General features: G+C 67.9%; 22 protein-coding genes. 2 read left to right on the plus strand and 20 right to left on the minus strand.

The window, feature by feature from the left end; translation table 11 throughout:
• Positions 1 to 12: 12 nt before the first annotated feature.
• The 12 genes from BMY68_RS07690 to BMY68_RS07745 all read right to left on the minus strand — a co-directional run bounded on the left by BMY68_RS07690 (position 13) and on the right by BMY68_RS07745 (position 15,250).
• A complete protein-coding gene (locus tag BMY68_RS07690) occupies positions 13 to 1,470 on the minus strand; it encodes an NAD-dependent succinate-semialdehyde dehydrogenase (protein WP_085530772.1) in 1,458 nt (485 codons plus the stop codon).
• Positions 1,471 to 1,891: 421 nt separating this feature from the next.
• Positions 1,892 to 3,049: an acetylornithine deacetylase gene (gene argE / locus BMY68_RS07695; RefSeq protein WP_085530771.1), complete on the minus strand. Its 1,158-nt coding sequence runs from the start codon at positions 3,047 to 3,049 to the stop codon at positions 1,892 to 1,894.
• Positions 3,046 to 4,200 (minus strand): NAD(P)/FAD-dependent oxidoreductase, encoded by a 1,155-nt coding sequence (locus BMY68_RS07700; RefSeq protein ID WP_085530770.1) that lies wholly within the window; start codon positions 4,198 to 4,200, stop codon positions 3,046 to 3,048. Before BMY68_RS07700 ends, argE begins: the two co-directional genes overlap by 4 nt.
• Entirely contained in the window at positions 4,197 to 5,603 is a 1,407-nt protein-coding gene (locus tag BMY68_RS07705; protein ID WP_085530769.1) for an FAD/NAD(P)-dependent oxidoreductase, read from the minus strand. The genes BMY68_RS07700 and BMY68_RS07705 overlap by 4 nt, the downstream gene beginning before the upstream one ends.
• Positions 5,585 to 5,893 (minus strand): (2Fe-2S)-binding protein, encoded by a 309-nt coding sequence (locus tag BMY68_RS07710; protein WP_009044024.1) that lies wholly within the window; start codon positions 5,891 to 5,893, stop codon positions 5,585 to 5,587. Before BMY68_RS07710 ends, BMY68_RS07705 begins: the two co-directional genes overlap by 19 nt.
• On the minus strand, positions 5,890 to 7,731 hold the full coding sequence (locus BMY68_RS07715) for an ABC transporter ATP-binding protein (protein ID WP_062825960.1): 1,842 nt from the start codon (positions 7,729 to 7,731) through the stop codon (positions 5,890 to 5,892). Before BMY68_RS07715 ends, BMY68_RS07710 begins: the two co-directional genes overlap by 4 nt.
• A 1-nt stretch (position 7,732) precedes the next feature.
• Positions 7,733 to 8,608: an ABC transporter permease gene (locus tag BMY68_RS07720; protein ID WP_009044026.1), complete on the minus strand. Its 876-nt coding sequence runs from the start codon at positions 8,606 to 8,608 to the stop codon at positions 7,733 to 7,735.
• Positions 8,605 to 9,561 carry an ABC transporter permease gene (locus BMY68_RS07725; RefSeq protein ID WP_085530768.1) on the minus strand — a complete coding sequence of 319 codons (957 nt, stop codon included), beginning with the start codon at positions 9,559 to 9,561 and terminating at the stop codon, positions 8,605 to 8,607. The genes BMY68_RS07720 and BMY68_RS07725 overlap by 4 nt, the downstream gene beginning before the upstream one ends.
• A 48-nt stretch (positions 9,562 to 9,609) precedes the next feature.
• Entirely contained in the window at positions 9,610 to 11,247 is a 1,638-nt protein-coding gene (locus tag BMY68_RS07730) for an ABC transporter substrate-binding protein (protein ID WP_085530767.1), read from the minus strand.
• An 89-nt stretch (positions 11,248 to 11,336) separates the two neighbouring features.
• A complete protein-coding gene (locus BMY68_RS07735) occupies positions 11,337 to 12,614 on the minus strand; it encodes an NAD(P)/FAD-dependent oxidoreductase (protein ID WP_085530766.1) in 1,278 nt (425 codons plus the stop codon).
• A 42-nt stretch (positions 12,615 to 12,656) separates the two neighbouring features.
• Positions 12,657 to 13,325 (minus strand): haloacid dehalogenase type II, encoded by a 669-nt coding sequence (locus tag BMY68_RS07740; RefSeq protein WP_085530765.1) that lies wholly within the window; start codon positions 13,323 to 13,325, stop codon positions 12,657 to 12,659.
• A gap of 452 nt (positions 13,326 to 13,777) precedes the next feature.
• Complete coding sequence (locus BMY68_RS07745; protein ID WP_085530764.1) at positions 13,778 to 15,250, minus strand: aldehyde dehydrogenase family protein; 1,473 nt, start codon at positions 15,248 to 15,250, stop codon at positions 13,778 to 13,780.
• Between the two features lie 255 nt (positions 15,251 to 15,505).
• On the opposite strand from BMY68_RS07745, the gene BMY68_RS07750 reads away from it, so the two are divergent.
• Together BMY68_RS07750 and BMY68_RS07755 are read left to right on the plus strand one after the other, a co-directional pair.
• On the plus strand, positions 15,506 to 16,363 hold the full coding sequence (locus BMY68_RS07750) for a GNAT family N-acetyltransferase (RefSeq protein WP_085530763.1): 858 nt from the start codon (positions 15,506 to 15,508) through the stop codon (positions 16,361 to 16,363).
• Positions 16,364 to 16,426: 63 nt separating this feature from the next.
• On the plus strand, positions 16,427 to 17,152 hold the full coding sequence (locus tag BMY68_RS07755; protein WP_085530762.1) for a cupin domain-containing protein: 726 nt from the start codon (positions 16,427 to 16,429) through the stop codon (positions 17,150 to 17,152).
• 68 nt (positions 17,153 to 17,220) lie between these two features.
• On the opposite strand, the gene BMY68_RS07760 is transcribed toward BMY68_RS07755, so the two are convergent.
• The 8 genes from BMY68_RS07760 to BMY68_RS07795 form a co-directional block, all read right to left on the minus strand.
• Complete coding sequence (locus tag BMY68_RS07760; protein ID WP_085530761.1) at positions 17,221 to 17,481, minus strand: hypothetical protein; 261 nt, start codon at positions 17,479 to 17,481, stop codon at positions 17,221 to 17,223.
• A 194-nt stretch (positions 17,482 to 17,675) separates the two neighbouring features.
• Positions 17,676 to 18,575, minus strand: coding sequence for a polysaccharide deacetylase family protein (locus tag BMY68_RS07765; protein WP_085530760.1), 900 nt, complete (start codon positions 18,573 to 18,575; stop codon positions 17,676 to 17,678).
• Between the two features lie 157 nt (positions 18,576 to 18,732).
• Positions 18,733 to 19,419, minus strand: coding sequence for a phosphoribosyltransferase (locus BMY68_RS07770; RefSeq protein ID WP_085530759.1), 687 nt, complete (start codon positions 19,417 to 19,419; stop codon positions 18,733 to 18,735).
• A gap of 23 nt (positions 19,420 to 19,442) precedes the next feature.
• Positions 19,443 to 20,333, minus strand: a complete 891-nt coding sequence (locus tag BMY68_RS07775) for a universal stress protein (protein WP_085530758.1) — start codon at positions 20,331 to 20,333, stop codon at positions 19,443 to 19,445.
• A gap of 132 nt (positions 20,334 to 20,465) precedes the next feature.
• Complete coding sequence (locus BMY68_RS07780; RefSeq protein WP_085530757.1) at positions 20,466 to 21,233, minus strand: ABC transporter permease; 768 nt, start codon at positions 21,231 to 21,233, stop codon at positions 20,466 to 20,468.
• Positions 21,233 to 22,432: an ABC transporter substrate-binding protein gene (locus BMY68_RS07785; RefSeq protein WP_085530756.1), complete on the minus strand. Its 1,200-nt coding sequence runs from the start codon at positions 22,430 to 22,432 to the stop codon at positions 21,233 to 21,235. The genes BMY68_RS07780 and BMY68_RS07785 overlap by 1 nt, the downstream gene beginning before the upstream one ends.
• A gap of 180 nt (positions 22,433 to 22,612) precedes the next feature.
• Positions 22,613 to 23,425, minus strand: a complete 813-nt coding sequence (locus BMY68_RS07790) for an ABC transporter ATP-binding protein (RefSeq protein WP_085530755.1) — start codon at positions 23,423 to 23,425, stop codon at positions 22,613 to 22,615.
• Positions 23,422 to 24,492 carry an acyl-CoA dehydrogenase family protein gene (locus BMY68_RS07795; RefSeq protein ID WP_085530754.1) on the minus strand — a complete coding sequence of 357 codons (1,071 nt, stop codon included), beginning with the start codon at positions 24,490 to 24,492 and terminating at the stop codon, positions 23,422 to 23,424. Before BMY68_RS07795 ends, BMY68_RS07790 begins: the two co-directional genes overlap by 4 nt.
• Positions 24,493 to 24,522: the final 30 nt, after the last annotated feature.

Consider the following 24,522-nt stretch of genomic DNA (forward strand, 5'->3'; position numbering starts at 1 on the left):
GGTGCGGGCGGGTCACAGGCCGCCGATGTGGAACGCCTTGATCTCCAGGTATTCGTCCAGGCCGTACTTGCTGCCTTCGCGGCCCAGGCCCGATTGCTTGATGCCGCCGAACGGCGCCACTTCCATGGAGATGATCCCGGTGTTGAGGCCGACCATGCCGAACTCCAGCGCTTCGCCGAAACGCCAGGAGCGGCGCAGGTCCTGGGTGAAGTAGTAGGCGCCCAGCCCGTAAGGCGTGGCATTGGCGATGGCCAGCGCCTCGGCCTCGTCGTGAAAGCGCATCAGCGGCGCCACCGGGCCGAAGGTTTCCTCATGGGCCAGGAGCATCTCGGTGCTGGCCTCGCCCAGCACCGTGGGCAGCACGAACTGGCTTTCGCCCTGGGGAATCGCGCCGCACAGCAGGGTCGCGCCCTTGCCCAGGGCGTCGTCGATATGCCGGGCGACCTTGCTCACCGCCGCGGCATTGATCAGCGGGCCGATGCTCACGCCCGGCTCCAGGCCGTTGCCGACCTTGAGCTTGGCCACCTCCTCCACCAGGCGCTGGGCAAAACGTGCGTAGATGCCGTCCTGGACCAGAATGCGGTTGGCGCAGACGCAGGTCTGCCCGGCGTTGCGGAATTTGCTCTGCATGATCCCGGCGATCGCCTGTTCCAGGTCGGCGTCGTCGAACACCACGAACGGCGCGTTGCCGCCCAGCTCCAGGCTCAGGCGTTTGATGTGCTCGGCGCTCTGGCGCATCAGCAGGCGGCCGACCGCGGTGGAACCGGTAAAGGAAATCTTGCGCACCGCCGGGTTGCCGGTCAGCTCTTCGCCAATCCCGGCCGGCATGCCGGTGAGCACACTGAACACCCCCGCCGGAATCCCCACCCGCTCGGCCAGCACCGCCAGGGCCAGGGCCGACAGCGGCGTCAGGTCGGAAGGCTTGACGATGATCGGGCAACCGGCGGCCAGGGCCGGCGCGCATTTGCGGGTGATCATCGCGTTGGGGAAATTCCACGGGGTGATCGCCGCACAGACTCCCACCGGCTGCTTGAGGGTCAGCAAGCGCCGGTCGCCAGCGGGTGCCGGCAGGGTGTCGCCGCAAATGCGCCGCGCCTCCTCGGCGAACCATTTGACGAACCCGGCGCCGTAGCGGATTTCGCCCTGGGCTTCGGCGAAGGGCTTGCCCTGTTCGGCGGTCATGATCAGGGCCAGGTCGTCGAGGTTGTCGAGCATGGCCTGGTACCAGCGCTCCAGCAGCTGTGCCCGCTCCGCCGCCGGGCGCGCGCGCCAGGCCGGCCAGGCGCATTCGGCGGCGGCGATGGCCAGGCGGGTCTGCGCGCCCTGCAGGGCCGGGACCCGGGCCAGGCATTCGCCGCTGGCCGGGTCGAGCACCGCCAGGGTCGCGCCATCGTCGGCGGCCACCCACTGCCCGTCGATGTAGGCCAGTTCCACCAAGAGGCTGGGGTCTTTCAAACGATTCTTGAGCATGGTCGAGTCCTGTTCCGAGACAGCCCCCAGTCTAAGCAGGCACCGCAGCCCAGGATGCTGAAAGCGCCGGGCCGACAGCGTCGGATGCTGAAAAACGCGGCGTCACAGCAGGCTCTACCGAGAACCTGAACACCGCCCTGTAGCCGCTGGCGCAGCCGTCGCAAAACCACCGACCGCGGTGCGTCAGGCCGACCCGGGATACAGGCTTGGCGGGCTGGTGCCCGATCGCAGCCTGCGGCAGCGGCTACAGGGGCCGGCGTTCGGCTGGAAAACCGGGATCGATGTAGCCGCTGGCGCAGCCTGCGATCGGCGGCGCAGCCGTCGCAAAACCGCTGACCGCGGTGCATCAGGCCGACCCGGGATACAGGCTTGGCGGGCTGGTGCCCGATCGCAGCCTTAGGCAGCGGCTACAGGTGACGGCTCAGCGTTTCAGGGAACCCAGCAAGCCTTCGAGAAAACGCTGGCCGGCGTCCATCTGGCTGACCTCGATGAACTCGTCGGGCTTGTGCGCCTGCTCGATGGAGCCCGGGCCGCAGACCACCACCGGGATGTCCAGGCGCTGGTTGAACAGGCCGCCTTCGGTGCCGAAGCCAACCTTGGCGTAGCCGGTGCCGGGCGCGGCGAAGTCGTGGAGGAAACGCACCGCCTCGACACTCGGATGGGTCTCCAGCCCCGGGTAGACATTCAGGGTTTCGATCTCGATGGCCGCCACCTCGGAAAGCTGGCGCGCCTCGCGCACGATCAGCTCGGCGCGTTCGCGCATCTGGTCGAGGAACTGCTCAAGATCGTCCGCCGGCAGGTTGCGCACTTCGAAATCCAGGGTGCACAGGTTCGGCACTATGTTCAGCGCCTTGCCGCCGCCGATCTGCCCGACGTGCACGGTGCTGTAGGGAATGTCGTAGTCGGCGTCCCGCGCGCCCTGCTCGCGCAGGCGCTGCTGGCTGTCGCGCAAACCGGCGATGAAATCGCAGGCCAGGTGAATCGCATTGGCCGCCAGCGGCGCCAGGGAGGAATGCGCTTCCTGGCCACGGCAATGGGCGCGGTACGAGCCCTTGCCCTTGTGCCCGAGCACGAACTGCATGTGGGTGGGTTCGCCGATCAGGCACAGGAACGGCCGCACCGGCGCCAGGTGCAGCACGTCCAGCAGCCGTCGCACGCCGACGCAGCCGATTTCCTCGTCATGGGACAGCGCCAGTTGCAGCGGCCGGCTCAAGGTGCAGTCCGCGGCATCGAGCATGGCGTCTATGGCCAGGGCGATAAACCCCTTCATGTCGCAGCTGCCGCGCCCGTAGAGGCGCCCGCCCTGCTCCGTGACCTGGAACGCCGGCAGGCTCCAGGCCTGGCCTGCGGCGGGCACCACGTCGGTGTGCCCGGACAGCAGGATCCCCGGCAGTTCCCGGGGCCCGGTGCTGGCGAACAGGTTGGCCTTGCGCCCGCTTTCGTCCTTGACGATCAGCGATTCGATGCCCTTGCTCTGCAGCAGCTCGCGCACGTATTCGATCAGCGCCAGGTTCGACTCCGAGGACACGGTGTCGAAGGCGATCAGGCGCTTGAAGATCTCCAGTACCCGGGGTTTCATGAGGCCTTGCTCCGTTGTGCGGTGGTGCCGGCGAAGCGGCGAATCGAAAAGGGCTCGATCGAAGTGCCGGTGCTGCCGGTGGCGATCAGCTCGGCCATCACGTCGCCGACGCCCGGGCCGAGCTGGAAGCCATGGCCACAGAAACCGAAGGCGTAGTACAGGCCGTCGACCTGGCCGCTGGGGCCCATGATCGGCAGCGAATCGGGCAAATACCCTTCGATGCCGCTCCACACGCGGATGATGTTGAGGTTGCCGACGCCCGGCAGCAGCCGGCGCATCTGCTGGATCTGGTTGAGGATGCTGCGCGGTTCGACCTGGGCGCGCCTGGTGAGCATGTCCGGTTTGCTGCGGTAGCCACCGCCGATGATGATGTTGCCGCGGGGAATCTGGCGGAAGTAGATCACCTCCTCGGGGATCTTGGTGTAGACCCCGATCACCGTCGGCAAGGCGTAAGGCACCGGCTCGGTGACCGCCATCTGCGGACCGTTGGTGTCCAGCGGCACCGGTTCGCCGAACTGCTCGGAGAGCTTCTGGCCCCAGGCGCCGGCGGTGATCAGCAGGCGTTCGGCGCTGAACTGGCGGCCATCGGTGGTGCTGACCAGGAACCCGCCGCCGACCTTCTGCACCTCGCTCACCTCGGTGCGTTCTTCGATCCGCGCCCCGGCGCGCACCGCCGCCCGGGCAAAGGCCGGGGCCGCCAGGCGCGGGTTGGCGTGGCCGTCATGGGGCGCGTAGGAGCCGCCCTTGACGTCCGGCCCGAGAAACGGGAAACGCTCGTGCAGCTCGCGGCCGCGGTAGATCTGCAGGTCCAGCTCACGCGCCTCGGGCGCCGCGGCATAGGCTTCCAGTTCGGCGATCTCGTCCTCGCGGTAGCACACCCGCATATGCCCGCTGGCGATGAACTCCAGGTCGTCGTCGATCAGTTCCGGCAGGCGCTTCCACAGGGCCCAGGAACGGTTGGCCAGCTCCAGCTGGCCGAGATAACGGCCCTGGCGCCGTACGTTGCCGAAGTTCACCCCGCTGGCGTACTGGCCGATCTGGTCACGCTCCAGCAGGGTCACCGACTGGCCGCGCCGGCGCAGGAAAAACGCCGCCGCCGAGCCCATCAGGCCGCCGCCGACAATCAGCACATCGGACTGTTGCACGGTCATGGCGTCACCTCCCCGGTGAGCATCGAAAGGGGTTTGACCGGGGCCTGGCCGCGCTGCCGGCCCACCTCCTGCACCGCGACCCCGGCCGCGGCAGCGATCACCTCGGCCCCGGCCTGGGAACAGTAGCGGCCCTGGCAGCGACCCATGCCGACCCGGCTGAAGGCCTTGGCGCGGTTGACCTCGCAGGCGCCCTTCTCACGCACGGTGCGGCGCAGTTCGCCGGCGCTGATCATCTCGCACCGGCAGACGATGGCCGTGTCCGGCAGTGCCTTGGCCTGGGCGCTCGGCCAGGGAAAGGCCTGGGCCAGGCCGAGGCGGAACTGGTCCATCACCGCCAGGGCCTGGCGCTGTTCGTCCACTTCCGCGGCGTTGACCGGCAGTTGCAGATCCTCGAGCAGTGCCAGCGCCGAGAGGCGCCCAGCGTGTTCGGCGGCGTCGGCGCCACGGATCTTCGCCCCGTCGCCGGCGGCGTAGACCCCGTTGACGCTGGTGCGCCCGGCCTCGTCGAGTTCCAGCAGCCACTGGCTGGACGCCGGGTCGAAGGCCAGGCGGCAACCGGCGAGGTCGGCCAACTGGGTTTCCGGACGCAGGTGATAGCCCAGGGCCAGGGCATCGCACTCGACATCCAGGCTGTCGCCCTTGGCGGTCTTGACCTGCACCAGGCTGATCCCGCCCTGGGCATCGCCCAGTACCCGGATCGGCTGGATGCCCAGGTGCACCGGGACCCGGGCCAGGCACAGCCGCGCCAGCAGCTTCATGCCGGTCCAGAGCAATCCCGGGCGCGCCAGCAGCTTCGGCAAGGCGCCGATGCGCTTGCCCGGCGGCGAGGTGTCGAGCACCGCCGCGACCCGCGCCCCGGCCTTGAGGTACTGGCTGGCCACCAGGTACAGCAGCGGCCCGCTGCCCATGAACACCACGCGGTGGCCGATGGACACCGACTGCGCCTTGAGGGCGATCTGCGCGCCGCCCAGGCTGTAGGTGCCCGCCAGTTGCCAGCCTTCGAGCGGCATTAGGCGGTCGGTGGCGCCGGTGCAGAGGATCAGCGCGTCGTAGTCCAGGGTGAAGTGCCGGCCCTGGCTGACGCAGCACAGCTGCCCCGGGGTGAGGTTCCACGCCAGGGTGTCCGGGCGATAGTCGATGCGCGGGCGCAGGCGCTCGAAGCTGTCGTGCAGGGCCCGGGCCTTGTGCGCTTCGCTGCCGTACAGGGTGGCGTAGTCGCGGCGGAAACCTTCGGGCTGGCGACGGTAGATCTGCCCGCCGTCGCGGCGGTTTTCGTCGACCAGGGTCGGCACGATGCCGGCCGCCAGCAGGGTTTCGGCGCAGCGGGTGCCGGCCGGCCCGGCGCCGACTATCACCACCCGCGGCGCGCTGCCGGACGGGATGTTCAGCCGTGCAGTGGCCATATCGCCTCCGGTTGTGTGGTGAGAATGTCCAGGCCCTCGCGGACCTCGCTGGAACAGGCGCGCAGGCGCTCGCCGGCGCGGGTCCAGACCCAGCAGTCCTGGCAGGCGCCCATCAGGCAGAAGCCGGCGCGCCGGCCGGAATCGAACTCCGACTGGCGCAGGGCCGTCCCCTGGGTCAGCAACGCCACCATCAGCGTGTCGCCCTGCAATGCCTCGATGGGCTCCCCGTCCACCCGCAGCCGTACCGGCGCCCGTTCGCGCTCGCCCAGCCGTACAAAACGCCCCTTCATGCGTAGGCTCCCTCGGTCATGCCATTGAAGTTCTGTTGGCTCTGCAGCAACTCGCCGCTGTCGCGGTGGCAGAGGATCTCGCTGCCACCGTCGATGGCGCGGCGGTTCGGCGCGGTGCGGTTGCACAGGCCGTCGATGCGCACCGGGCAGCGATTGAGGAAGGTGCACAGCTCCGGCACATTGGCCTTGGCGCCGATCGGCGGCAGGCTGGCGCAGGTGCTGCCGCAGCTTTCCAGCCAGCCCTGGCACAGCTCCGGCACCGAGTGGATCAGCAGGTCGGTGTAAGGATGGAACGGCGCCTGGCCGAAGGCCGCGCGGCCGCCGGCCTCGACCTTGTGCCCGCTGTACATCACCACGATGTCGTCGCACAGCGCGCGCACCGTGGAAATGTCGTGGCTGATGAACAGGTAGGACACCCCCAGCTCCTGGCGCAGGTCGCGCAGCAGTTCGAGAATCGCCGCGCCGACCACGGTATCCAGGGCCGACGTCACCTCGTCGCAAAGGATCAGGTCGGGCTTGGCCGCCAGCGCGCGGGCCAGGTTGACCCGTTGCTTCTGCCCGCCGGACAGCTCGTTGGGCCGCCGCTGCGCGAGCGTGCGCGGCAGCCGCACCAGGTCCAGCAACTCGTCGATGCGCTGGCGCAGCGCCGCACCCTTGAGGCCGAAATACATCTTCAGCGGCCGGCTGAGAATGGCGCTGACGCTGTGCATGGGGTTGAGCGCGGTGTCGGCGTTCTGGAACACCATCTGGATCCGCCGGAACTGCTCGTCAGTGCGGCTCGACAGGCTGCCGCCCAGGGGCTGGCCGTCGAAGGTCAGGTTACCCAGGGCCGGGGCCAGCAGGCCAGCCACCACCCGCGCCAGGGTCGATTTGCCCGAGCCGGACTCGCCGATCACGCCGATGGCCTGGCCACGGCGCACGGTCAGGTCGATGTCCTCCAGCACGCGGATCATCGGCATGCCTTGCAGGTTCTTGTTGCCGTAGCCGGCGGTCAGGCCCTTGATGGTCAGCAGCGGCTGGTCCTCGGCGATATCGCTGGGCGGGCGAATGGTCGAGTCCGGGCGCGCGGCCGCCAGCAGGCTGCGGGTGTAATCGTGGGCCGGGCCCTCGAGCAGCGGCGCGGTGGCGCTCTGTTCGAGGATCTGGCCGCCGTTGAGCACCACGATCTGATCGGCCATCTGCGCCACCACCGCCAGGTCGTGGGACACATACACCGCCGTGGCCCCGCGTTCGCGCACCACCCGTTTGAAGGCGCGCAGCACGTCGATCTGGGTGGTGACGTCGAGCGCGGTGGTCGGTTCGTCGAGGATCACCAGCAGCGGGTCGCTGATCAGCGCCATCGCCGCCATCACCCGTTGCAACTGGCCGCCCGAGACCTGGTGCGGGTAACGCTGGCCGATGTGTTCCGGGTCCGGCAGGGCCAGGTCGCGGAACAGCTCGATGGCCTTCGCCTCCAGGTTGGCGCGGCTGTCCAGGCCATGGATCAGGGCACCCTCCAGCACCTGGTCGAGCAGGCGTTTCGCCGGATTGAAGGCCGCCGCCGCGCTCTGCGCGATGTAGGACACGCGATTGCCGCGCAGGCCCTGCAACTGCTCCTCGCCCAGGGCCAGCATGTCGTGCTCGCCGACCCGCACTACCCCGGACGCCAGGCGACAACCGCGGCGGGCATACCCCAGCAGGGCCAGGGCGATGGTGGTCTTGCCCGAGCCGGACTCGCCGATCAGCGCCAGCACCTCACCCTGCTCCAGGGCGAAGCTCACGCCCTTGACGATCTCCACTTCGCCGCCCTCGCCGTCGGCGACCACCCGCAGGTCTTGCACTCGAATCAACTGGCTCATTTCAATGACCTCCCGGACGGCGGCTGCGGCGCGACGAGATCCTGTCGATGAACAGGTTCACGCCAATGGTCAGGGTACCGATGGCCAGCGCCGGGATGACGATGGCCGGCGCGCCCTGGTTGAGGCCGCCGATGTTCTCGCGCACCAGCGAACCGAGGTCGGCGTCCGGCGGCTGCACGCCCAGGCCAAGGAAGCTCATGCCGCTGAGCAGCAGGACGATGAAGCCGAAGCGCAGGCCAAGGTCGGTGAGCACCGGGTTGAGCATGTTCGGCAGGATCTCCACGCAGGCGATGTACAGCCGGCGCTCGCCGCGGGTGCGGGCCACCTGCACGTACTCCAGGGCTTCGATATTCACCGCCAGGCTGCGGGCGATACGGAACGCCCCGGGGGTGAAGCTCAGCACCGCGGTGCACACCAGCAGCACCACCGAGGAGCCGAAGGCCGAGACCATGATCAGCGCCAGCATCTTGCTGGGGATGGAGATAAAGGCGTCCATCAGGCGGCTGATGACTTCATCCAGCCATTTCGGCGCGACCACCGAGAGCAAGGCGCAGGCGGTGCCCAGGCCGCTGGCCAGGACCGCGGAAATCAGCGCCAGGCCGACGGTGAACCGCGCGCCCACCAGCACCCGGCTGAGCATGTCGCGGCCCAGGTAATCGGTGCCGAACGGATAGGCCGCGCCCATGGCGTCGAACACATTGGCGGACACCACTTCGCCCACCGGGTGCGGCGCCAGCCAGGGGCCGAACAGCGCCACCAGCAGCCACAGCACACACATCGCGGCCCCGGTCAGGCCGAGCCAGGAAGGCCCGTGGGACACCTTGCCCAGCGCCAGGTCAGGCGTGGCCGGCGTCGACTTCACCATGAGATTGGTCATTGGTTTCTCAGCCTCGGATTGGAAAGAATCGCGCACAGGTCGGCAATCAGCACCAAGCCCAGGTAGGCCGTGCAGAACAGCATGGTGCAGGCCTGCACCAGCGCCATGTCGCGGTTGGTCACGGCGTCGACCATCAGGCTGGCGATCCCGGGATAATTGAAGATGGTCTCGACGATCACCACCCCGCCCAGCAGGTACGACAGGCTCAGCGCCACCGCGTTGGCGATCGGCCCGATGGCGTTGGGCAAGGCGTGGCGCAGCACGATGCGCACCGGGCTGACGCCCTTGAGCCGGGCCATTTCCACGTAGGGGCTATCGAGCTGGTCGATCACCGCGGCGCGGGTCATGCGCGCCATCTGCGCGACGATGACGAAGCACAGGGTCATCACCGGCAAGGCGTAGGTGCGCAGGAACTGCAGCGGCGAGTGGGTTTCGCTGGCGTAGGACAAGGCCGACAGCCAGCCCAGGTTCACCGCGAACACCAGCACCGCCAGGGTCGCCACCAGGAACTCCGGCACCGCCACCAGGGCCAGGGTGATGAAGCTCAGGAGGCTGTCCAGGCGCCCGCCGCGGCCCATGGCCGAGCCGATGCCCAGGGTCAGCGCCAGCGGCACCGAGACCACCGCGGTCACCGCCGCCAGCATCAGGGTGTTGGGCACCCGCCCGGCCATCAGCTCGCTGACCGGCATGGCGTTGGACACCGAGGTGCCCATGTCGCCGGCCAGCAGGCTGAGCAGCCAGTGCAGGTAACGCACCACACCGGGCTGGTCCAGGCCCAGTTTCAGGCGCAGCGCCGCCACCTGTTCCGGCGTGGCGAACTGCCCCAGGGCCTGTTGCGCCGCGTCCCCCGGCAGCACCGCGGTGATGGCGAACACCACCATGGACACGATCAACAAGGTCACGACCGCGGCGCCCATGCGCCGCGCGATCAACCACAGTGTGTTGCTATTCATCGCCCTTCCCTCCTGCCTTGCAGCCCCGACGGAATCTGCTTTCGCCCCTCACGCGTCCAGCCACACCTGCTCGGCGAACATGTAGCCCATGAAGCCGCCCAGGGGATTGCTGCCATAGCCCTTGATGCGCTGGTCGACCCCGTCGATGTTGCTGATGAACACCGGGATGCCGATGCCGCAGTGGTCGTGCACCAGGGTCTGCATGTCGGCGTACATCGTGCTGCGCTTGGCGTCGTCGGTCTCGCCGCGGGCCAGCATCAGCAACTGGTCGAACTGCTCGTTCTTCCAGCCCGATTCGTTCCATGGCGCGCTGGACTGGAAGAACTGCGAGAAGATCACGTCGGCGTTCGGCCGCGGGTTGATGTTGCCGAAGCTCAGCGGGTGCTTCATCCAGTGGTTGGACCAGTAGCCGTCGCTGGGCAGGCGGTTGACGTTGAGGGTCAGCCCGGCCTGCTTGGCCGACTGCTGCAAGAGCACGGCGATGTCCACCGAACCGGTGGCGGCCGGCGAGGCCACCAGCGGCATGCTGACCTTCTCCATGCCGGCCTTTTTCAGCAGGAAACGGGCCTTTTCCGGGTCGTACGGGGTCTGCGGCAGGTCGGCGTTGTAGTAACGCGAACCCGGGGCGATCGGGTGGTCGTTGCCGACCACGGCGTAGCCACGGAACACCGCGGACTTGACCTGTTCGCGGTCCAGCAGGTGCTTCAGCGCCTGGGTGAACTCCGGGCTCTGGCCGGGCAACTGGTCCTGGCGAATGATCAGGTCGGTGTAGTTGCCCGACGGCGCGTCCACCACCCGGTGCCCGACGCTGGCGGCGATGCGCGCGGTGGAACGCGGGTTGACTTCGTTGATCAGGTTCACGTCCCCGGAGAGCAAGGCGTTGACCCGCGACGGCTCGTCGGCGATGGCGATGAACTCGATCTCGTCCAGGTACGGCAGGCCCGGCTTCCAGTAGTTCGGGTTGCGCGCGGAGACCGAGCGCACGCCCGGCTTGAACTCCTTGACCTTGAACGGCCCGGTGCCGATGCCCTGGCTGAAGTCGGTGGTGCCTTCGGGCACGATCAGCAGGTGCGAGACCGCGAGGATCGACGGCAGCTCGGCGTTCGGCGCCTTGAGGCGGATCTGCACCTCATGGGTGCCGGTGGCCTTGATCTCGGCGAACTGCTCCATCAGCGGCATGACCTTGGAACCAGTGGCCGGGTCCTTGTGCCGCGACAGCGAGAACACCACGTCGGCGGCGGTCAGGCCCTTGCCGTTATGGAAGGTCACGTCCTTGCGCAGGGTGATGATCCACAACGTGGCGTCGGTATTGTCGATGCGCTCGGCCAACTCCAGCTGCGGCACCAGGTGGCTGTCGAAGCGGGTCAGGCCGTTGTAGAACATGAAGTGCCGCACATAGTCGGTGGACAGCGCGCCCCGGGCCGGGTCGAGGGTGTCGGCGGTGGAACTGGACATCCCGGCGACGCGGATGCGCCCGCCCGGCTTGCCCTTGGCTGGCGCCGCGCTGTCGCTGGCGAGCAAGGTGCCGGCACTGCCGAACAGGCTGCCGGCGCCCGCGGCGGCGACACCGGCCACGCCGAGCATGCGCAAGGCGCTGCGGCGGGACATGCCACGGTTCAGGCCTTCGAAAACCCGCAGGCTTTCTTCGCCGGAAATCAGTTGCGGATCGACTTTGTTGTCAGTCATAGCAGTTCTACCTGTCGAATAATGAGAAGGCTCGAGTGCTCGCGGTTGACCGGAGCGTCCTGGAAACGCAAAACGACGGTGAAGCAAACTCAGTGCAGATAGTCCTGGAGGCGGTAGTAAGCCCCTACCAGCGGCAGGAACCAGGGCTTGCCGAAGTGCCCGGGAATCGCCGGCCATCCCAGGTCTTGCCAGGGGTTGAGGGATGGATTGGCGCCGTCCATGACCTCGGCCATGACCTGGCCCATGTGTACCGACATCTGCACGCCATGGCCGCTGTAGCCCATGGCGTGGTAGATGCCGTTGCGTTCGCCGGCCCGGGGCAGCCGGTCGCTGGTCATGTCCACCAGCCCGCCCCAGCAGTAGTCGATAGCGACCCCGGCCAGTTGCGGGAACATCTGCACCATGGCCGCCTGCAGCACCTTGCCGCTCTTGGCATCGGAGCTCGGGCTGGACATGGCGAAGCGCGCCCGGCCGCCGAACAGCAGGCGATTATCCGGGGTCAGGCGGAAGTAGTTGCCGATGGTGCGACTGGTGACATAGGAGCGCTGCTGCGGCAGCAGCCGCTCGACCAGGGCCTGCGGCAGCACCTCGGTGGTCACCACGAAGCTGCCCACCGGCACGATGCGCCGCCGGTACCAGCCGAGGTCGCCATGCTGGCAGGCGCCGGTGGCCAGCAGAATCTGCCGCGCCTGCAACGAACCGCGCGCGGTGTCGAGCCGGTAGCCGCCACTGTTGCCCTGCCAGCCTTGGACCGCACAGTCCTGATAGATCAGCGCGCCATGGCGCGCCGCGGCGTGCGCCAGGCCGATGCCGAAGCGCCCGACGTGCATCTGCACGCCGTTGCGCTGCAACAGGCCGCCGTGAAAACCGGCGGAATCGACTTCGCCGCGCACTTGCTCGGCGGACAGCAGCTCGACATCGGCATCGACCTCGCGGCGGATCAGCTCGCAGGTGCGCGCCAGCCCTTCGTAATGCAGGGGCTTGGCCGCCAGCTTGAGCTTGCCATTGCGCTTGAGGTCGCAACCGATGCCCTCCTGCGCCACCAGCGCCACCACGCTCTGCACCGCCCGCTCATAGGCCTGGTAATAGGCCCGCGCGCGTTCGGCGCCGAGGCTGGCGCTGAGGGCGGCGTAATCCTGGGCCACCCCGGTGTTGCATTGGCCGCCGTTGCGCCCGGAGGCTTCGCCGATCACCCGGCCGGCTTCCAGCACCACCACCCGGGCGCCCTTCATGGCCAGCGCGCGGGCCGCGGACAGCCCGGTGAAACCGCCACCGACGATCGCCACGTCGACGCTGTCCGGCAGCGCGCCGCTCTGTGCCCCGGTGAAGGCCGGCGCACTGTCGAGCCAATAGGATTCACTGCCCATGCCTGACTCCCTGACCCAGCCTTGAAGAGCGCCCATGACCGATCAGAGCCCGACCAGCCCAGCCAGGCCGCCGATGTCCGGGATCTGCTGGTAGCCGTAGATGGCGTTGGCCGGCTGTTCGTGGCCACGGGCGACGAAAGCCTTGTGCTTGATCTTCATGTCATGGGCCGGCATCAGGTCGTAACGGAAGCTGGAGGACACATGCAGGATGTCTTCCGGGCCGCAGCCGAGGTTGTCGAGCATGAACTCGAAGGCCGCCAGGCGTGGTTTGTAGGCTTGCGCCTGTTCGGCGGTGAAGACCTTGTGGAACGGCGCGCCGAGCTTGTCGACGTTGGACATGATCTGGCTGTCGCTGGCGTTGGAGAAGATCACCAGGGGGATCTTGTCGGCGATCTTCGACAGGCCGGCCGGCACGTCTGGATGGGGGCCCCAGGTCGGCACGGCGTCGTAGTACAGCTGGCCTTCGCCGCGGTACTCGACGCCCCAGCGCTTGCAGGTCCGCGCCAGCGCGGTCTTGAGGATCTCGTCGTAGGGCCTCCAGTCGCCCATGACCTGGTCCAGGCGGTAGGCCGAGAAGTCCTTGACGAACTGGTCCATCTGTTCAGGGCCGACGCGGTCGGCGAACAGCTCGCGGGTCATGGTGCCCATGTGGAAGTTGGTCAGCGTACCGTAGCAGTCGAACGTAATGAATTTGGGACGAAGAAAGCTCATTGAGTGCGGTCCTGAAGTTCGTTGAGGTCATGGCGTGACACGCAAGAGCGCGGCTGCCGGAGCCCTGATGCAGCGTTGCAATCACAGCTTCATTACAACACCGTGAAATCAGCAGATGGCGTTAAAAGCGCGGGCTGCTCGATACAAACCACCGTTTTTCGGGGCGCCCTCAGCAGACTTTGCGGGGCGCGCCAGCCTTGGGCAAAGCCCGTATTCATGCGCTTTTATGGACCTTTGCCGGCCGCCGGGGCTCAAGTCCGGGCCCGGTCGCCGCAGAACCTGCGCCGGCCCCAACGAAAACGGGCGCCCCCGTCTGGAAGCGCCCGTTTCGCCGAATCGCAGAGTGTCTGCCGGTCGATCCCCAACCGGTGGCGGCCGGCCTGCGGCCGCGCCGGCAGGTTCAATGCATACTTCGTACCGCGCCGCTCACCCGCCCCTGTCGATCACGGTTTTCAGCCGGCGATATCGATCAGCACGCTCTTGAAGCGCAGGTTGGCCTCGAAGGCTTCGCGCCCCAGGTCCTTGCCGATGCCGGAGCGCTTGTAGCCGCCGGTGGGCAGGATGTAGTCGTTGCTGCGCCCATAGCGGTTGACCCACACCGTGCCGGCTTCCAGGCGCCGGACCAGGCGCAGGGCGCGGTTGATGTCGGCGGTGTGCACCCCGGCGGCCAGGCCGTAGGTGGCATGCTCGGCCAGGGCCAGGGCCTCGGCTTCGTCGTCGAAGGCCTGCACCGTCAGCACCGGGCCGAAGATCTCCTCGCAGACCGCCGGGTTGCGGTTGTCCAGGCCGGTCAGCAGGGTCGGCTGGTAATAGGCGCCGCCCAGGCCGTCGAACAGCCCGCCGCCGCAGAGCACCTCGGCGCCGGCCTGGCGCGAACGCTGGACGATGCCGTCGATGCGCTGGGCCTGCTGCCGGGAAATGATCGGCGACAGCGTGCTGGCCGACGACCAGGTCGGCCCCGGGCGCAATTGTTCGAAGTACGCCCGCAGGTGCTCGACGAAGGGCTGCATGACCGAGCGCTCGATCAGCAGCCGCGAGCCGGAGACGCACACCTGCCCGGCGTTGCCGGTGATGGCCATGGCCACGGTGCGCGCGGTCCTGGCGAGGTCCGGCACGTCGGCGAACACCAGTTGCGGGCTCTTGCCGCCCAGCTCCAGGGTCACCGGCTTGGGGCCGACCAGGGCGCAGGTGGACATGATGCTCGAGCCGGTGGCGGTGGAACCGGTGAAGGTCACCTTGGCCACCCGCGGATGGCGACACAGGGCATCGCCGGTGACCCGGCCGTCGCCCTGCACCACGTTGAAGATGCCCGCCGGAACCCCCGCCTGCAGCGCCAGTTCGGCGAACCGCAGGCTGGAAAACGGCGTCAGCTCCGAGGGCTTGAGCACCACCGCGTTACCGGCGGCCAGGGCCGGGGCGACTTTCCACGAGGCCATGCTCAGCGGGAAATTCCACGGCGCGATGGCGGCGATCACCCCGTAGGGTTCGGCGATCTGCATGCCCAGGCGGTCGGTCTGGGTGGCGGCCAGCGAACCGCCGTGCTTGTCCGCCAGCTCGGCGAAAAAGCGGATGCCTTCGGCGACATAGGGAATGTCCCAGCCGATCACATCCTGGTGCGGCCGAGTCGAACCCACCGCCTCCAGCGGCGCCAGGATCGCCGCGTCGGCTTCCACCAGGTCGGCCCAGCGCCGCATCACCCGCGCCCGCTCCCGGGGCGGACGGCTGGCCCAGTCGGAGCGGGCGAAGGCCTGCCAGGCGTTGTTCACCGCCTCGTCCACCAGCCCGGCGTCGGCGATTGGCAACTGCCCGTAGGCCTGGCCGTCCGACGGTCGCGAGACCTCCAGCCCGGGCGCGGCGTCGCGGTACTGGCCGGCAATGAAATGAGCGCTGCGCACAGCGACAAGACGAGGATCGAAGCTATCCATGGAGCACTCCACTTGAAGGCGGCAATAAGGTCGGCGAAGGCCGGCCCGGCCGGTAAAAACCAGGCCTCCATCCTAGGAAAAAAGCCCAAGCATTTGCTGCCGACCTTGGGCCCCTTTTAAGTAGTTACTGTGGTCTGCCGGCCGGTCTTTTAGGGATTCTGCCGAATCGCCGCGGGGCTCTTGCCAGGCGTGATCGCAGATGGGATACAGGCGCATCGCCGACGATCGCACTTATCTTTTTCACGGAGTCTTGCCATGTCCGCCACCCCTCGCCCTGCTTATGTGTACCGCCCGATGACTGTCGCCGACTTGCCGGCGGCCCACGCCCTGTCCGTGCAATTGAAGTGGCCCCATCGCCTGGAAGACTGGGCGATGTTGCAGCGGGTCGGCCAGGGCTTCGTGGTGGAAGACGGCGAGCGCCTGATCGGCAGCGCCTTCGCTTGCCTGCAAGGGGACTACGCCACCATCGGCCTGGTGATCGTCAGCGGCGACTACCAGGGCCAGGGCATCGGCCGGGCCCTGATGGAAAAGGCCCTGCACGCCTGCGAGTCGCGCACGCCGATCCTCAACGCCACCCTGGCCGGCGCGCCGCTGTATGCCAGCCAGGGCTTCGTCGAGTTCGGCGTGATCCAGCAGCATCAGGGCCAGGTGCGGGTGCCGGAGGTGGGCGCCCTGCCCGCCGGTGAAAGCTGCCGGCCGCTGCGCAAGGCCGACCGCCTGCGCCAGCTGAGCCTGGCCAACGCCGGCAGCGGCCTGGACCGCCACCAGGTGCTGGAAGACCTGTTCACGGTGGTCGAGCACGGCGTCGGCATCGAACGCGACGGCCAGTTGCGCGCCTTCGCCCTGCTGCGGCCGTTCGGCCGTGGCCGCTGCATCGGCCCGGTGGTCGCGGAAACCGCCGAGCAGGCCCGGCAGATGATCGCCAGCCTGCTGAGCAAGGTTGCCGATGCCTTCGTGCGCATCGATATTCCGGCCGACTGCGGCCTGGCCGAATGGCTGGAAAGCGCCGGCCTGAAACAGGTCGATCAGGTCGCGCAGATGGCCCGCGGCACCCCGCCCCGGGCGCTCGGCAACGTACGCCAGTTCGCCCTGGTGACCCAGGCCATCGGTTGACCCGCAACGCCGCGAGCCCCTGGGTCGCGGCGCCTTTTTCCAACACTCCAGAGAGTCCTTTACATGTCCACACCCGCCGCTTTGCTGCTGGCAGGCGCCGACGGCCGCTACGACGCCAGCCTGTTCACCCCTGCTGCCCTGGGCAGTGACGACCCCTTCGGCGCCGATCGGCTGGTTGCCTATAACGGCAGCGACGGCATTGCCGCCGGTGTCGTGCGCACCAGCGGACGTTTTGCCAGCGAGGATTTCCCCCACATCGAAATGCTCGTGGTGCACGCCGGCAAGGTGTTGCTCTACAGCGCCGAGCCGTCTGGGGAACAGGCCCTGGAACTGGCCCCCGGCGCCAGCGTGGTGATCGGCCGCGGCAGCGCCTTCAAGCTCGAGGCCGAGCCCGGCACGCTCTGGGCCTTCTGCGCGGTGAACCGTGCCGCGGCGGGCGCCGAACCGGGCCTGACGCTGCTCGACCCGCGGGCCATGCTCTCGCCCTCGGCGGCTCCCGAGCCGCAGATTCTGATCGGCGCGGAACCGCAATGCCGCTCGCGCAACGCCTTCGAGGACGACGCCTGCGACCTGCGGATCGGGGTCTGGGATTCCACGCCGTACCGCCGCCATGGCCGGCCGCACAAGCTCAATGAACTGATGCACCTGGTGGAAGGCAGCGTGACCCTCGAGGGCGCGGACGGTAGCCGCCTGAGCGCCGGCCCCGGCGCTACGCTGTTCGTTGCCCAGGGCACGCCCTGCGCGTGGCACAGCACGGCCTATGTGCGCAAGTTCTATGCGGTGAAGTAACGCCCGGCACACACGACAACGGCGCCCTCGGGCGCCGTTGTCATATCGGGCGAAAAGCGCCCGGCGACTCAATCATCATCGTCGTCATCGTCACGGTCGCGACGATAACGCCCGTCCTTGTCCCGCCGGTCGTAGCGGCGGTCGTAACGGTCGTCGTCACGATCGCGGTCGCGGTCGCGGTCGCGGTAGTAATCGCGGTCATAACGGCTGTGGTCGCGCCAACCGTCATGGTCGCGATCGTAGCGTCGGCCGTCCTCCCAATGGGGGTAGCAGCCACCCAGCAGCAGCGTGGAGCAAAGGGTCAGGGTGAGTGTCGCGAGTCGCTTCATGGAAGTGTCCTAGAACCTGGGTCAGAACGATGGGTTGGCAAAGCTGCCCGGCAACGCAGCGGGCCCTGTGCGAACCGGCGGCGCCGGCGCCTGCAACCACCCATGTGACTGTAAAATCAGCGTTTTATTCGATCCTGGCGAGGCACTGGCGGACCGACGGTCATGTCTTGTCCAATGCGAACGGTCACGCCTGCTCAATGGGAATTCCTGTCCCACAGCCAGTTCCACAGCCCCGGCAAGCGCACCGGCTGCTCGCTGCGGGCGACAGTACGGGCCATGACCGCCCGTTGCAGCGCCGCGGTATCGTCGTAGAACGGCTTGGACGCGGTCGCAAGGCCGGTGGCCTGGGCGCTGTCGAGCAGGATCTGCAGGTATTCCCGGGTGTGGCGGGCGGTGTAGCGATTGAGGTCGTGGAAGGTCACCACCACCGGGATCGCTCCGTCCACCGTCGGCAGTTGGCCCAGGGCAATGCGTTCGCGTACCTGCGACAGCTGGCGCAGCATATTGGCCCGGCGCCGTGGGCTGGCGTTGAAGCCCCAGACCTTGCCATCGTTGGCGCTGAGGTCGGTGAGCAACACATGCAGGCCATGCCGTTGGTAGGCGGCGAAGGTGCGTTTGTCGTAGTTCCAGAATGGCGGGCGCACCAGGCTCGGCGGCACGCCGGTGATCAGCGCGATATCGGCGCTGCCGTTGTTCAGGGACGCCTCCAGTTCCGGCGGGTCGAGCGAGCGATGGTTGGTGTGCCTCGGCGTGGCGGTATGAAAGCCCAGCACATGGCCCTCGGCATGCTCGCGGGCCATCAGCCGCCGGCCGATGTCGCTGCCGCCGGCCCGCGAAGCGCGGGTCTGGACGAAGAACACCGCTTTGATCGCCGGTTGCAGTGGATTGTCGAGCAGGTCGTCGAGCACCCGTTCGGTCGGGTTGTAAAAGTTGGAAGCGCTGGGACCGTCGTCGAAGGTCAACAGAAAGCGGATCGGCGCCTGGGCGCGCAGGCGTTGCTCGGTCTGCGCGGTCATTTCGATGGGGGCAGCAATGCAACCGCCCAGGCCAGCGGCGAACAACACTGCACAGAGAAGCTTGAAGCCTTGTTTCATGTTTTGCCCTGTGCCAGACCGTTGCGGTCGTCACCTCAATGGCAAAAATCCGTCGCCCATGGATCCCTCGCCCGGCCTGCACGCAGCGCCGGGCACAGCTTGGAGGGGCAACGGCGGTTTTGGTTCCGGAGCGCCCGCTTTCAGGCAGCCCGGGCCTTCATGCCGAACCGCCTTCGCAGGGCCGCTGCCAGGCGCGCTGCAACAGGTCGATCACCTCCTCGTCCGAGGTCTGGGCAAAGTCCGCGTAACCATTGCCGATCGACACGAACCACAGGGGCGTGATCGGGCAGATCAGCTCGTCGACCTCGAAACTCAGGGTGTCGACGGTTTCCTGCGGCGCCAGGGGCACGGCCACCACGATCCGCGCCGGGTGCTGCAGGCGCGCCGCCTGTACCGCGGCGTGCATCGAGGCGCCGGTGGCCAGCCCGTCGTCCACCAGGATCACCACCTGGTCACGCAGGTCGGGCGCGGCCCGGTCGCCACGGTAGACCCGTTCGCGGCGCTGCAACTCCTGGGTTTCCCGTATGGTCACCGCTTGCAGCGCGGCATCACCGAGGTGATGGCTGCTCAGGACATCCTGATTGAGGATACGGATACCACCGCTGGCGATGGCGCCCATCGCCAGTTCTTCATGGCCGGGCACGCCAAGCTTGCGCACCAGCATCAGGTCCAGCCGCACCTCCAGGGCCCGGGCGATTTCCCAGGCCACCGGCACCCCGCCCCGGGGCAACGCCAGCACGATCACCTCGGGCCGGCGGCTGTATTTCTGCAACGGCGCGACCAGCCCTTGCCCGGCCGCCTGACGGTTGCGCAGGGTCATCTGCAATGACGGATATTCGCTCATGTCTCACCTCCCAAGGCGCCCGGCTACAGCGCCAGCAGGCTGCAGGGCACCTGATACAGCGCGTGCTCGGTGGTGCTGCCCACCAGTTTCTCCAGGCCCTGGCGATGCACTCGGCCCATGACCAGCACGTCGGCCTGGTTCTCGGTGACGAAGTTGGCCAGCACGGTGACCGGCTGTCCGAGGATGAAATGCCGCCGTTCCTCGGGCACGCCATAACGCTCGGCCAGTTCCAGGAAGGCTTTTTCCAGGGTCACCCGCAGTTCCCGGGTCAGGTCCGACAGCACCAGGCCACCGCCCCCGGCATCGCCCAGGTAGACCGACGACACGTCATAGGCATGCAGCAGGTGCAGCTCGGCATCGCATTGCAGGGCCAGGCTGTTGGCTTCGTGGATGATCCGGTCGTTGAGCCCGTTGTGCTGGTACTCCGGCCGCGACGGGTCGACCGCCGCGACCACCATTTGCGGCAACGTATGGCCGTGGCGACCCATCAGGTACAGCGGTACCGGGCACTGGCGCAGCAGGTGCCAGTCCATCGGCGTGAGAAAGGCGCGTTTGAGCGCCGGTTCGTGCTGCACGTCCTTGATCAGCAGGTCGGGCTGGATTTCCGCGACGTGCTGCAGGATTTCCTCCAGCAGGTCGTCGGCCCAGGCCACCTCGCCGTTGACCTTGACACCATGGCCGCGCAGGCGATGCACCTCCTCCTGCAACCATTCCTGGTGTCCCAGGCGGTAACGTTCGCGCGCTTCATTGCGCACGTTGTGCTCGAACAGGGAAAGAATCGACGCCGGTTTCAGCAAGGCCGCGATATGCAGGCTCGCCCCGCTGGCCTTGGCCAGGGCAGCGGCACGCGGGATCGCGGGGGACTGGCGCATTGCCGGGTCGATGACCAGCAACAAGCGTTGATACTGGCTCATGGCGCACCTCCAGATAGGCTGGACGCCCACGCCGGCCACCGGCGCCCGCTTCTCTATACGCCAGTGCGTCAACGCCGGATCGAACGCCAGCATGACTTCAGACTTCCCACTGACAATGCGCCCGTCGCGGCGTTACGGCAAGTGCGTCCAGCGCCGGTGCAGACCACGGGCCAGGCTGTCCAGGGCAAAGCCCAGGGCGCCGATCAGCAGGACCATGGCCATCAGTTCCGAATAGGCCAGGCGGTCGCGGGTATCGAGGATGAAATAGCCCAGGCCGGCGCTGACCCCGAGCATTTCGCAAGGCACCAGGACGATCCACAGTATGCCGATGGCCAGGCGCACGCCGGTCAGCACATGGCCCAGCACCCCAGGCAGGATCACCTTGCGCAGGGTTTCCCAGCGGGTGGCACTGAGGCTGCGGCTCAGTTGCAGCCAGCGCGGGTCGAGCTGGCGCACCCCGGCCGCGGTATTGAGCAGGATCGGCCAGACCGCGGCGAAGGCCAGCAGGAAGTAGATCGGCTGGTCCCCTACCCCCATCAGCATCACCACCACCGGCATCCACGACAGCGGCGAGATCATCCGCAGGAACTGGAACGCCGGGGTGGTGGCCGCCTCCAGGTGGCGGTAGCTGCCGATCAGCAGGCCCAGGGGCACGCCGACCAGCAAGGCCAGGGCCAGGCCGATCAGGATGCGCTGGAGGCTGACCAGCACATGCTCGTACAGCTCGGCGCGGCCCAGCAGTTCCAGCAGGCTGGCCAGGGTCGCTGCTGGCGAAAAGCGCGCCGCGAGCCCGTCGGCGTCGCCGAACAGGCGCACCCCCAGCCACCACAACAGCAGCAGGCACAGCAGCCCCGCCACGCCCAGCAGCCCATGCAGGCTCGATGCGGATCGCTTGGCCATCAGAGGCTGAACTCCTCGCTGCGTTCGAAGCTGTCGGGCAAGCCGAATGCCTTGAGCCCGCCGACCGACGCGATGGCGTTGCGCACGAAGCGCTCGTCCACCAGATCGCGGGCGGTGTGCTGCGGGTCGAGGCTGGCCAAAAAGCCCTTGTCGCCTTCGATCAGGGTGTCCTTGAGGCGCTTGACCAGCTCCTCGGTGTAGCTGGGGAACGGGTACGGCTGGAAATCGATGCGCTGCTCGTCCCACTGCGCGTGCTGGATCGCGCCGTCGGCCAGGTACTGCTGGCGTGCGCTGGCACTCGGTGCCAGGACCCGGCTCAGCACCTGGGGCGCATGCGGGGTGTAGCGGTTGGCGCCGTCGCGGGACAGCAGAGTGGCGGCCTCGGCGCGGTGGTCGCGGGTCCACAGCTGGGCCTTGACGATGGCGTTGACCACCTTCTGCGACCATTCGGGGCGATTGTTCAGGTCTTGCTCGTGCATGAACACCACGCAGCAGGCGTGGTTGCGCCAGATATCCCCGGTAAAGCGCTGCACCCGGCCGACCTTGAGTTCCTCGGCCAGGGCGTTGAAGGGTTCGGCGACTATGTAGCCGGCGATGCGCTTGCTGGCCAGGGCCGGCGGCATGTCCGACGGCGGCAGCACCAGCAGATTGACCTCGTTGGCTGCCAGCGGACTGCTGGCCGGCCGGCTAACCGGGGTCAGGCCGTTGTCACGCAACAGTTGCTGCACCACCACGTTGTGAATCGAGTACCAGAACGGAATCGCCAGCGCCTGCCCGCCCAGCTGCCGCACCTCGGTGATGCCCGACGCCACCGTCAGGCCGGAGCCGCCAACGTGGTTCCAGGCCACCACCTTGGCCGGCACCTTACTGCCATAGCGGGCCCAGATGGTCATCGGCGACAGCAGGTGGATCACATTGACCTGCCCGGAAATGAACGCCTCGATCACCTGCGCCCAACTGCGCAGCAGCACCGGGCGCTCGGAGCGGATGCCCTCGGCCTCGAACAGGCCGTTGTTATGGGCCACCAGCAAGGGCGTGGCGTCGGTGATCGGCAGGTAGCCGATGCGCACCGGCGCGTCCGGCTCCGCGGCGGCGCGGGCCTGCAGGCTATTGAGCAACGGCAAGGCGCCGCCGACGGTGAGCAAGGCGCTGAGCTTGAGGAAGTCGCGACGGCTGTGGGTAAAGTCATCCAGGCACATGGTGTATCTCCGATCATTCGGGCAAGGGGTTGAACCCGGCCATTTACCGCCTCTTGCGGCTCATCCGGCTCGTCCGGCTCTTATGTAGGAGCGAAGCTTGCTCGCGAATGACCTCAACGCTGACAGGGTGTCTGGGACCCTGCGCCGCACTGACGTTTTTATCGCGAGCAAGCTTCGCTCCTACAGAGACAGAGGTTCAGGCTGAGGCAGGGTTTGGGGTTGTGCAGCGCGGCTCGCCCGCCGAAGGGTTTTGAGAATCTCGATACGCAGGGCGCCCAGTTCTTCCACCAGCTCGGCGCGCGGCTGAGGCAGGTCGATGCGCCACTCGCCGAGGGTCCGCGCCGGGCTGTTACCCAGTAGCAGAATTCGGTCGGAAAGCAGCAGGGCTTCGTCGATGTCGTGGGTGATCAGCAGCGCCGCGGTGCGGTGCTCGGCGATCACCTTGAGCAGCAGTTGCTGCATGTCGGCGCGGGTGACTTCGTCCAGCGCGCCAAAGGGTTCATCGAGCAACAGCACCTGCGGCTGGCGCGCCAGGCAACGGGCCAGCGCGGTGCGCTGGGCCATGCCGCCGGACAGCTGCGCCGGGTAATGCCCGCGGGCATGCTGCAAGCCGACCTCGGTAATCGCCTGGTCGATCCGCGCCTGGCGCTGCCGGGCGTCCAGCGCCGGCTGGCGGGCGAAATCGAGGCCGAAGGCGACGTTGTGTTCCAGGTTCAGCCAGGGCAGCAGGCTGGGGTCCTGGAACGCCACGGCCACCCGTGGATGCGGCCCGTCCAGCGTCTGGCCCAGCAGGCTGACGCTGCCACTGTGGGGCGCCTGCAAGCCGGCCAGGACCCGCAACAGGCTGGACTTGCCGACACCGCTGGGGCCGAGGATCGACACCACCTCCCCCGGCTGCAAGCTCAGGTCAAAGCCTTCCAGCACCGCTTGCCAGCCTGCTTCACCGGGGTAGCCGAGGCTGATCTGCCGGGCTTCGAGCAAGGCCGCGCTCATGCCGCCGCGTCCCGGGCCTGGCGCTGCAACTCGGCGCGCAACTGCACCAGGCTCGGCGTGACGATCGGCACGAAGGCCGACTCGCGCCAGCGCCGGGCAAAACCGCCGCCATGCTCGCTCAGGTAGGCCTTGCCGCCGCTGGCCTGCAACTCCAGTTGCACGGCGTTGGCGGCGGCTTCGGCCAGGGCGATGCGCAGCCGGAACAGCGCTGCTGGCTGGGTCAGGAAACGCCCCTCCAGCAAGCCGCGCTTGAGCTGGTCGACGCTCTCTTCCAATTGCTGGCGTTGCTCCTGCAACGGCTCGCGCAGGATCGAACGACCGCTGTGCAGATGAGTTTGCACTTCATCCAGCGCGCGCCGCGCCAGGCCGATGGCCATGCCGCATTGCAAGCCGAGAAACGCCGGGCGCACCGCCGGCAGAAAGGCCTTGGCATCCTCGTGCAGCAACCAGTCGTGGCCGACCTCCACCTGCTGCAGCTCCAGCGCCGCGGTGTTGCTCGACTGCAAGCCCATCAGTTGCAAATCCTCGGAACGTTGCAAGCCGGCCAGGCCCGCGGGGATCGCCAGGATAAAGGGCGCGCCGCCCTGCTCGTGCTCGATGGCCGCGGCCACCACAAAACCGCTTTTGCGCAGATTGGTCACCCAGTGCAGGCGCCCGTTCAGATTCCAACCACCCTCCCGTGGCTGCGCGCGGACTTGCAGGGCTTCGATGCCGGAGAGGAACTTCATGGCGTTCGACAGCCCGGTGGCCCCCGCCAGTTCGCCGCTGAGCAGGTCCGGCAACAGACGCTCGCGCAAGGCCGCGTTGGGGCTGTGCAGCAGGTATTCGATAAAGGCCCGCTGGCCCCAGAACACAAAGGCCGCCGCCAGGGAACGGCTGGCCACCGCGGCCAGCGCCTCCACGGCGTCGCCCAGGTCGCCGTCGCTACCGCCCTGCCCGGGCGGAATGCCGATGCGCAGCACCTGCGCCTCGGCCAGCCGCGCCAGCACCTGCTGCGGGTCGCAGTGGCCCAGGTCCAAGGCCTGGGCCTCGGCGTCCAGCCATTGACTGAATGCGGGGTTGAGCATGTGGTTTTCTCCTTTTTTTACGCGGCACCG

Origin of the sequence: Pseudomonas sp. NFACC41-3, from assembly GCF_900109505.1 — a bacterium.
GTDB classification, from domain to species: domain Bacteria; phylum Pseudomonadota; class Gammaproteobacteria; order Pseudomonadales; family Pseudomonadaceae; genus Aquipseudomonas; species Aquipseudomonas chlororaphis.

What these genes read in the sequence shown, in the direction of transcription:
- BMY68_RS07690 (WP_085530772.1), bottom strand. Translation starts at nt 1,470, where the DNA reads ATGCTCAAGAATCGTTTGAAAGACCCCAGCCTCTTGGTGGAACTGGCC.
- argE (WP_085530771.1), bottom strand. Translation starts at nt 3,049, where the DNA reads ATGAAACCCCGGGTACTGGAGATCTTCAAGCGCCTGATCGCCTTCGAC.
- BMY68_RS07700 (WP_085530770.1), bottom strand. Translation starts at nt 4,200, where the DNA reads ATGACCGTGCAACAGTCCGATGTGCTGATTGTCGGCGGCGGCCTGATG.
- BMY68_RS07705 (WP_085530769.1), bottom strand. Translation starts at nt 5,603, where the DNA reads ATGGCCACTGCACGGCTGAACATCCCGTCCGGCAGCGCGCCGCGGGTG.
- BMY68_RS07710 (WP_009044024.1), bottom strand. Translation starts at nt 5,893, where the DNA reads ATGAAGGGGCGTTTTGTACGGCTGGGCGAGCGCGAACGGGCGCCGGTA.
- BMY68_RS07715 (WP_062825960.1), bottom strand. Translation starts at nt 7,731, where the DNA reads ATGAGCCAGTTGATTCGAGTGCAAGACCTGCGGGTGGTCGCCGACGGC.
- BMY68_RS07720 (WP_009044026.1), bottom strand. Translation starts at nt 8,608, where the DNA reads ATGACCAATCTCATGGTGAAGTCGACGCCGGCCACGCCTGACCTGGCG.
- BMY68_RS07725 (WP_085530768.1), bottom strand. Translation starts at nt 9,561, where the DNA reads ATGAATAGCAACACACTGTGGTTGATCGCGCGGCGCATGGGCGCCGCG.
- BMY68_RS07730 (WP_085530767.1), bottom strand. Translation starts at nt 11,247, where the DNA reads ATGACTGACAACAAAGTCGATCCGCAACTGATTTCCGGCGAAGAAAGC.
- BMY68_RS07735 (WP_085530766.1), bottom strand. Translation starts at nt 12,614, where the DNA reads ATGGGCAGTGAATCCTATTGGCTCGACAGTGCGCCGGCCTTCACCGGG.
- BMY68_RS07740 (WP_085530765.1), bottom strand. Translation starts at nt 13,325, where the DNA reads ATGAGCTTTCTTCGTCCCAAATTCATTACGTTCGACTGCTACGGTACG.
- BMY68_RS07745 (WP_085530764.1), bottom strand. Translation starts at nt 15,250, where the DNA reads ATGGATAGCTTCGATCCTCGTCTTGTCGCTGTGCGCAGCGCTCATTTC.
- BMY68_RS07750 (WP_085530763.1), top strand. Translation starts at nt 15,506, where the DNA reads ATGTCCGCCACCCCTCGCCCTGCTTATGTGTACCGCCCGATGACTGTC.
- BMY68_RS07755 (WP_085530762.1), top strand. Translation starts at nt 16,427, where the DNA reads ATGTCCACACCCGCCGCTTTGCTGCTGGCAGGCGCCGACGGCCGCTAC.
- BMY68_RS07760 (WP_085530761.1), bottom strand. Translation starts at nt 17,481, where the DNA reads ATGAAGCGACTCGCGACACTCACCCTGACCCTTTGCTCCACGCTGCTG.
- BMY68_RS07765 (WP_085530760.1), bottom strand. Translation starts at nt 18,575, where the DNA reads ATGAAACAAGGCTTCAAGCTTCTCTGTGCAGTGTTGTTCGCCGCTGGC.
- BMY68_RS07770 (WP_085530759.1), bottom strand. Translation starts at nt 19,419, where the DNA reads ATGAGCGAATATCCGTCATTGCAGATGACCCTGCGCAACCGTCAGGCG.
- BMY68_RS07775 (WP_085530758.1), bottom strand. Translation starts at nt 20,333, where the DNA reads ATGAGCCAGTATCAACGCTTGTTGCTGGTCATCGACCCGGCAATGCGC.
- BMY68_RS07780 (WP_085530757.1), bottom strand. Translation starts at nt 21,233, where the DNA reads ATGGCCAAGCGATCCGCATCGAGCCTGCATGGGCTGCTGGGCGTGGCG.
- BMY68_RS07785 (WP_085530756.1), bottom strand. Translation starts at nt 22,432, where the DNA reads ATGTGCCTGGATGACTTTACCCACAGCCGTCGCGACTTCCTCAAGCTC.
- BMY68_RS07790 (WP_085530755.1), bottom strand. Translation starts at nt 23,425, where the DNA reads ATGAGCGCGGCCTTGCTCGAAGCCCGGCAGATCAGCCTCGGCTACCCC.
- BMY68_RS07795 (WP_085530754.1), bottom strand. Translation starts at nt 24,492, where the DNA reads ATGCTCAACCCCGCATTCAGTCAATGGCTGGACGCCGAGGCCCAGGCC.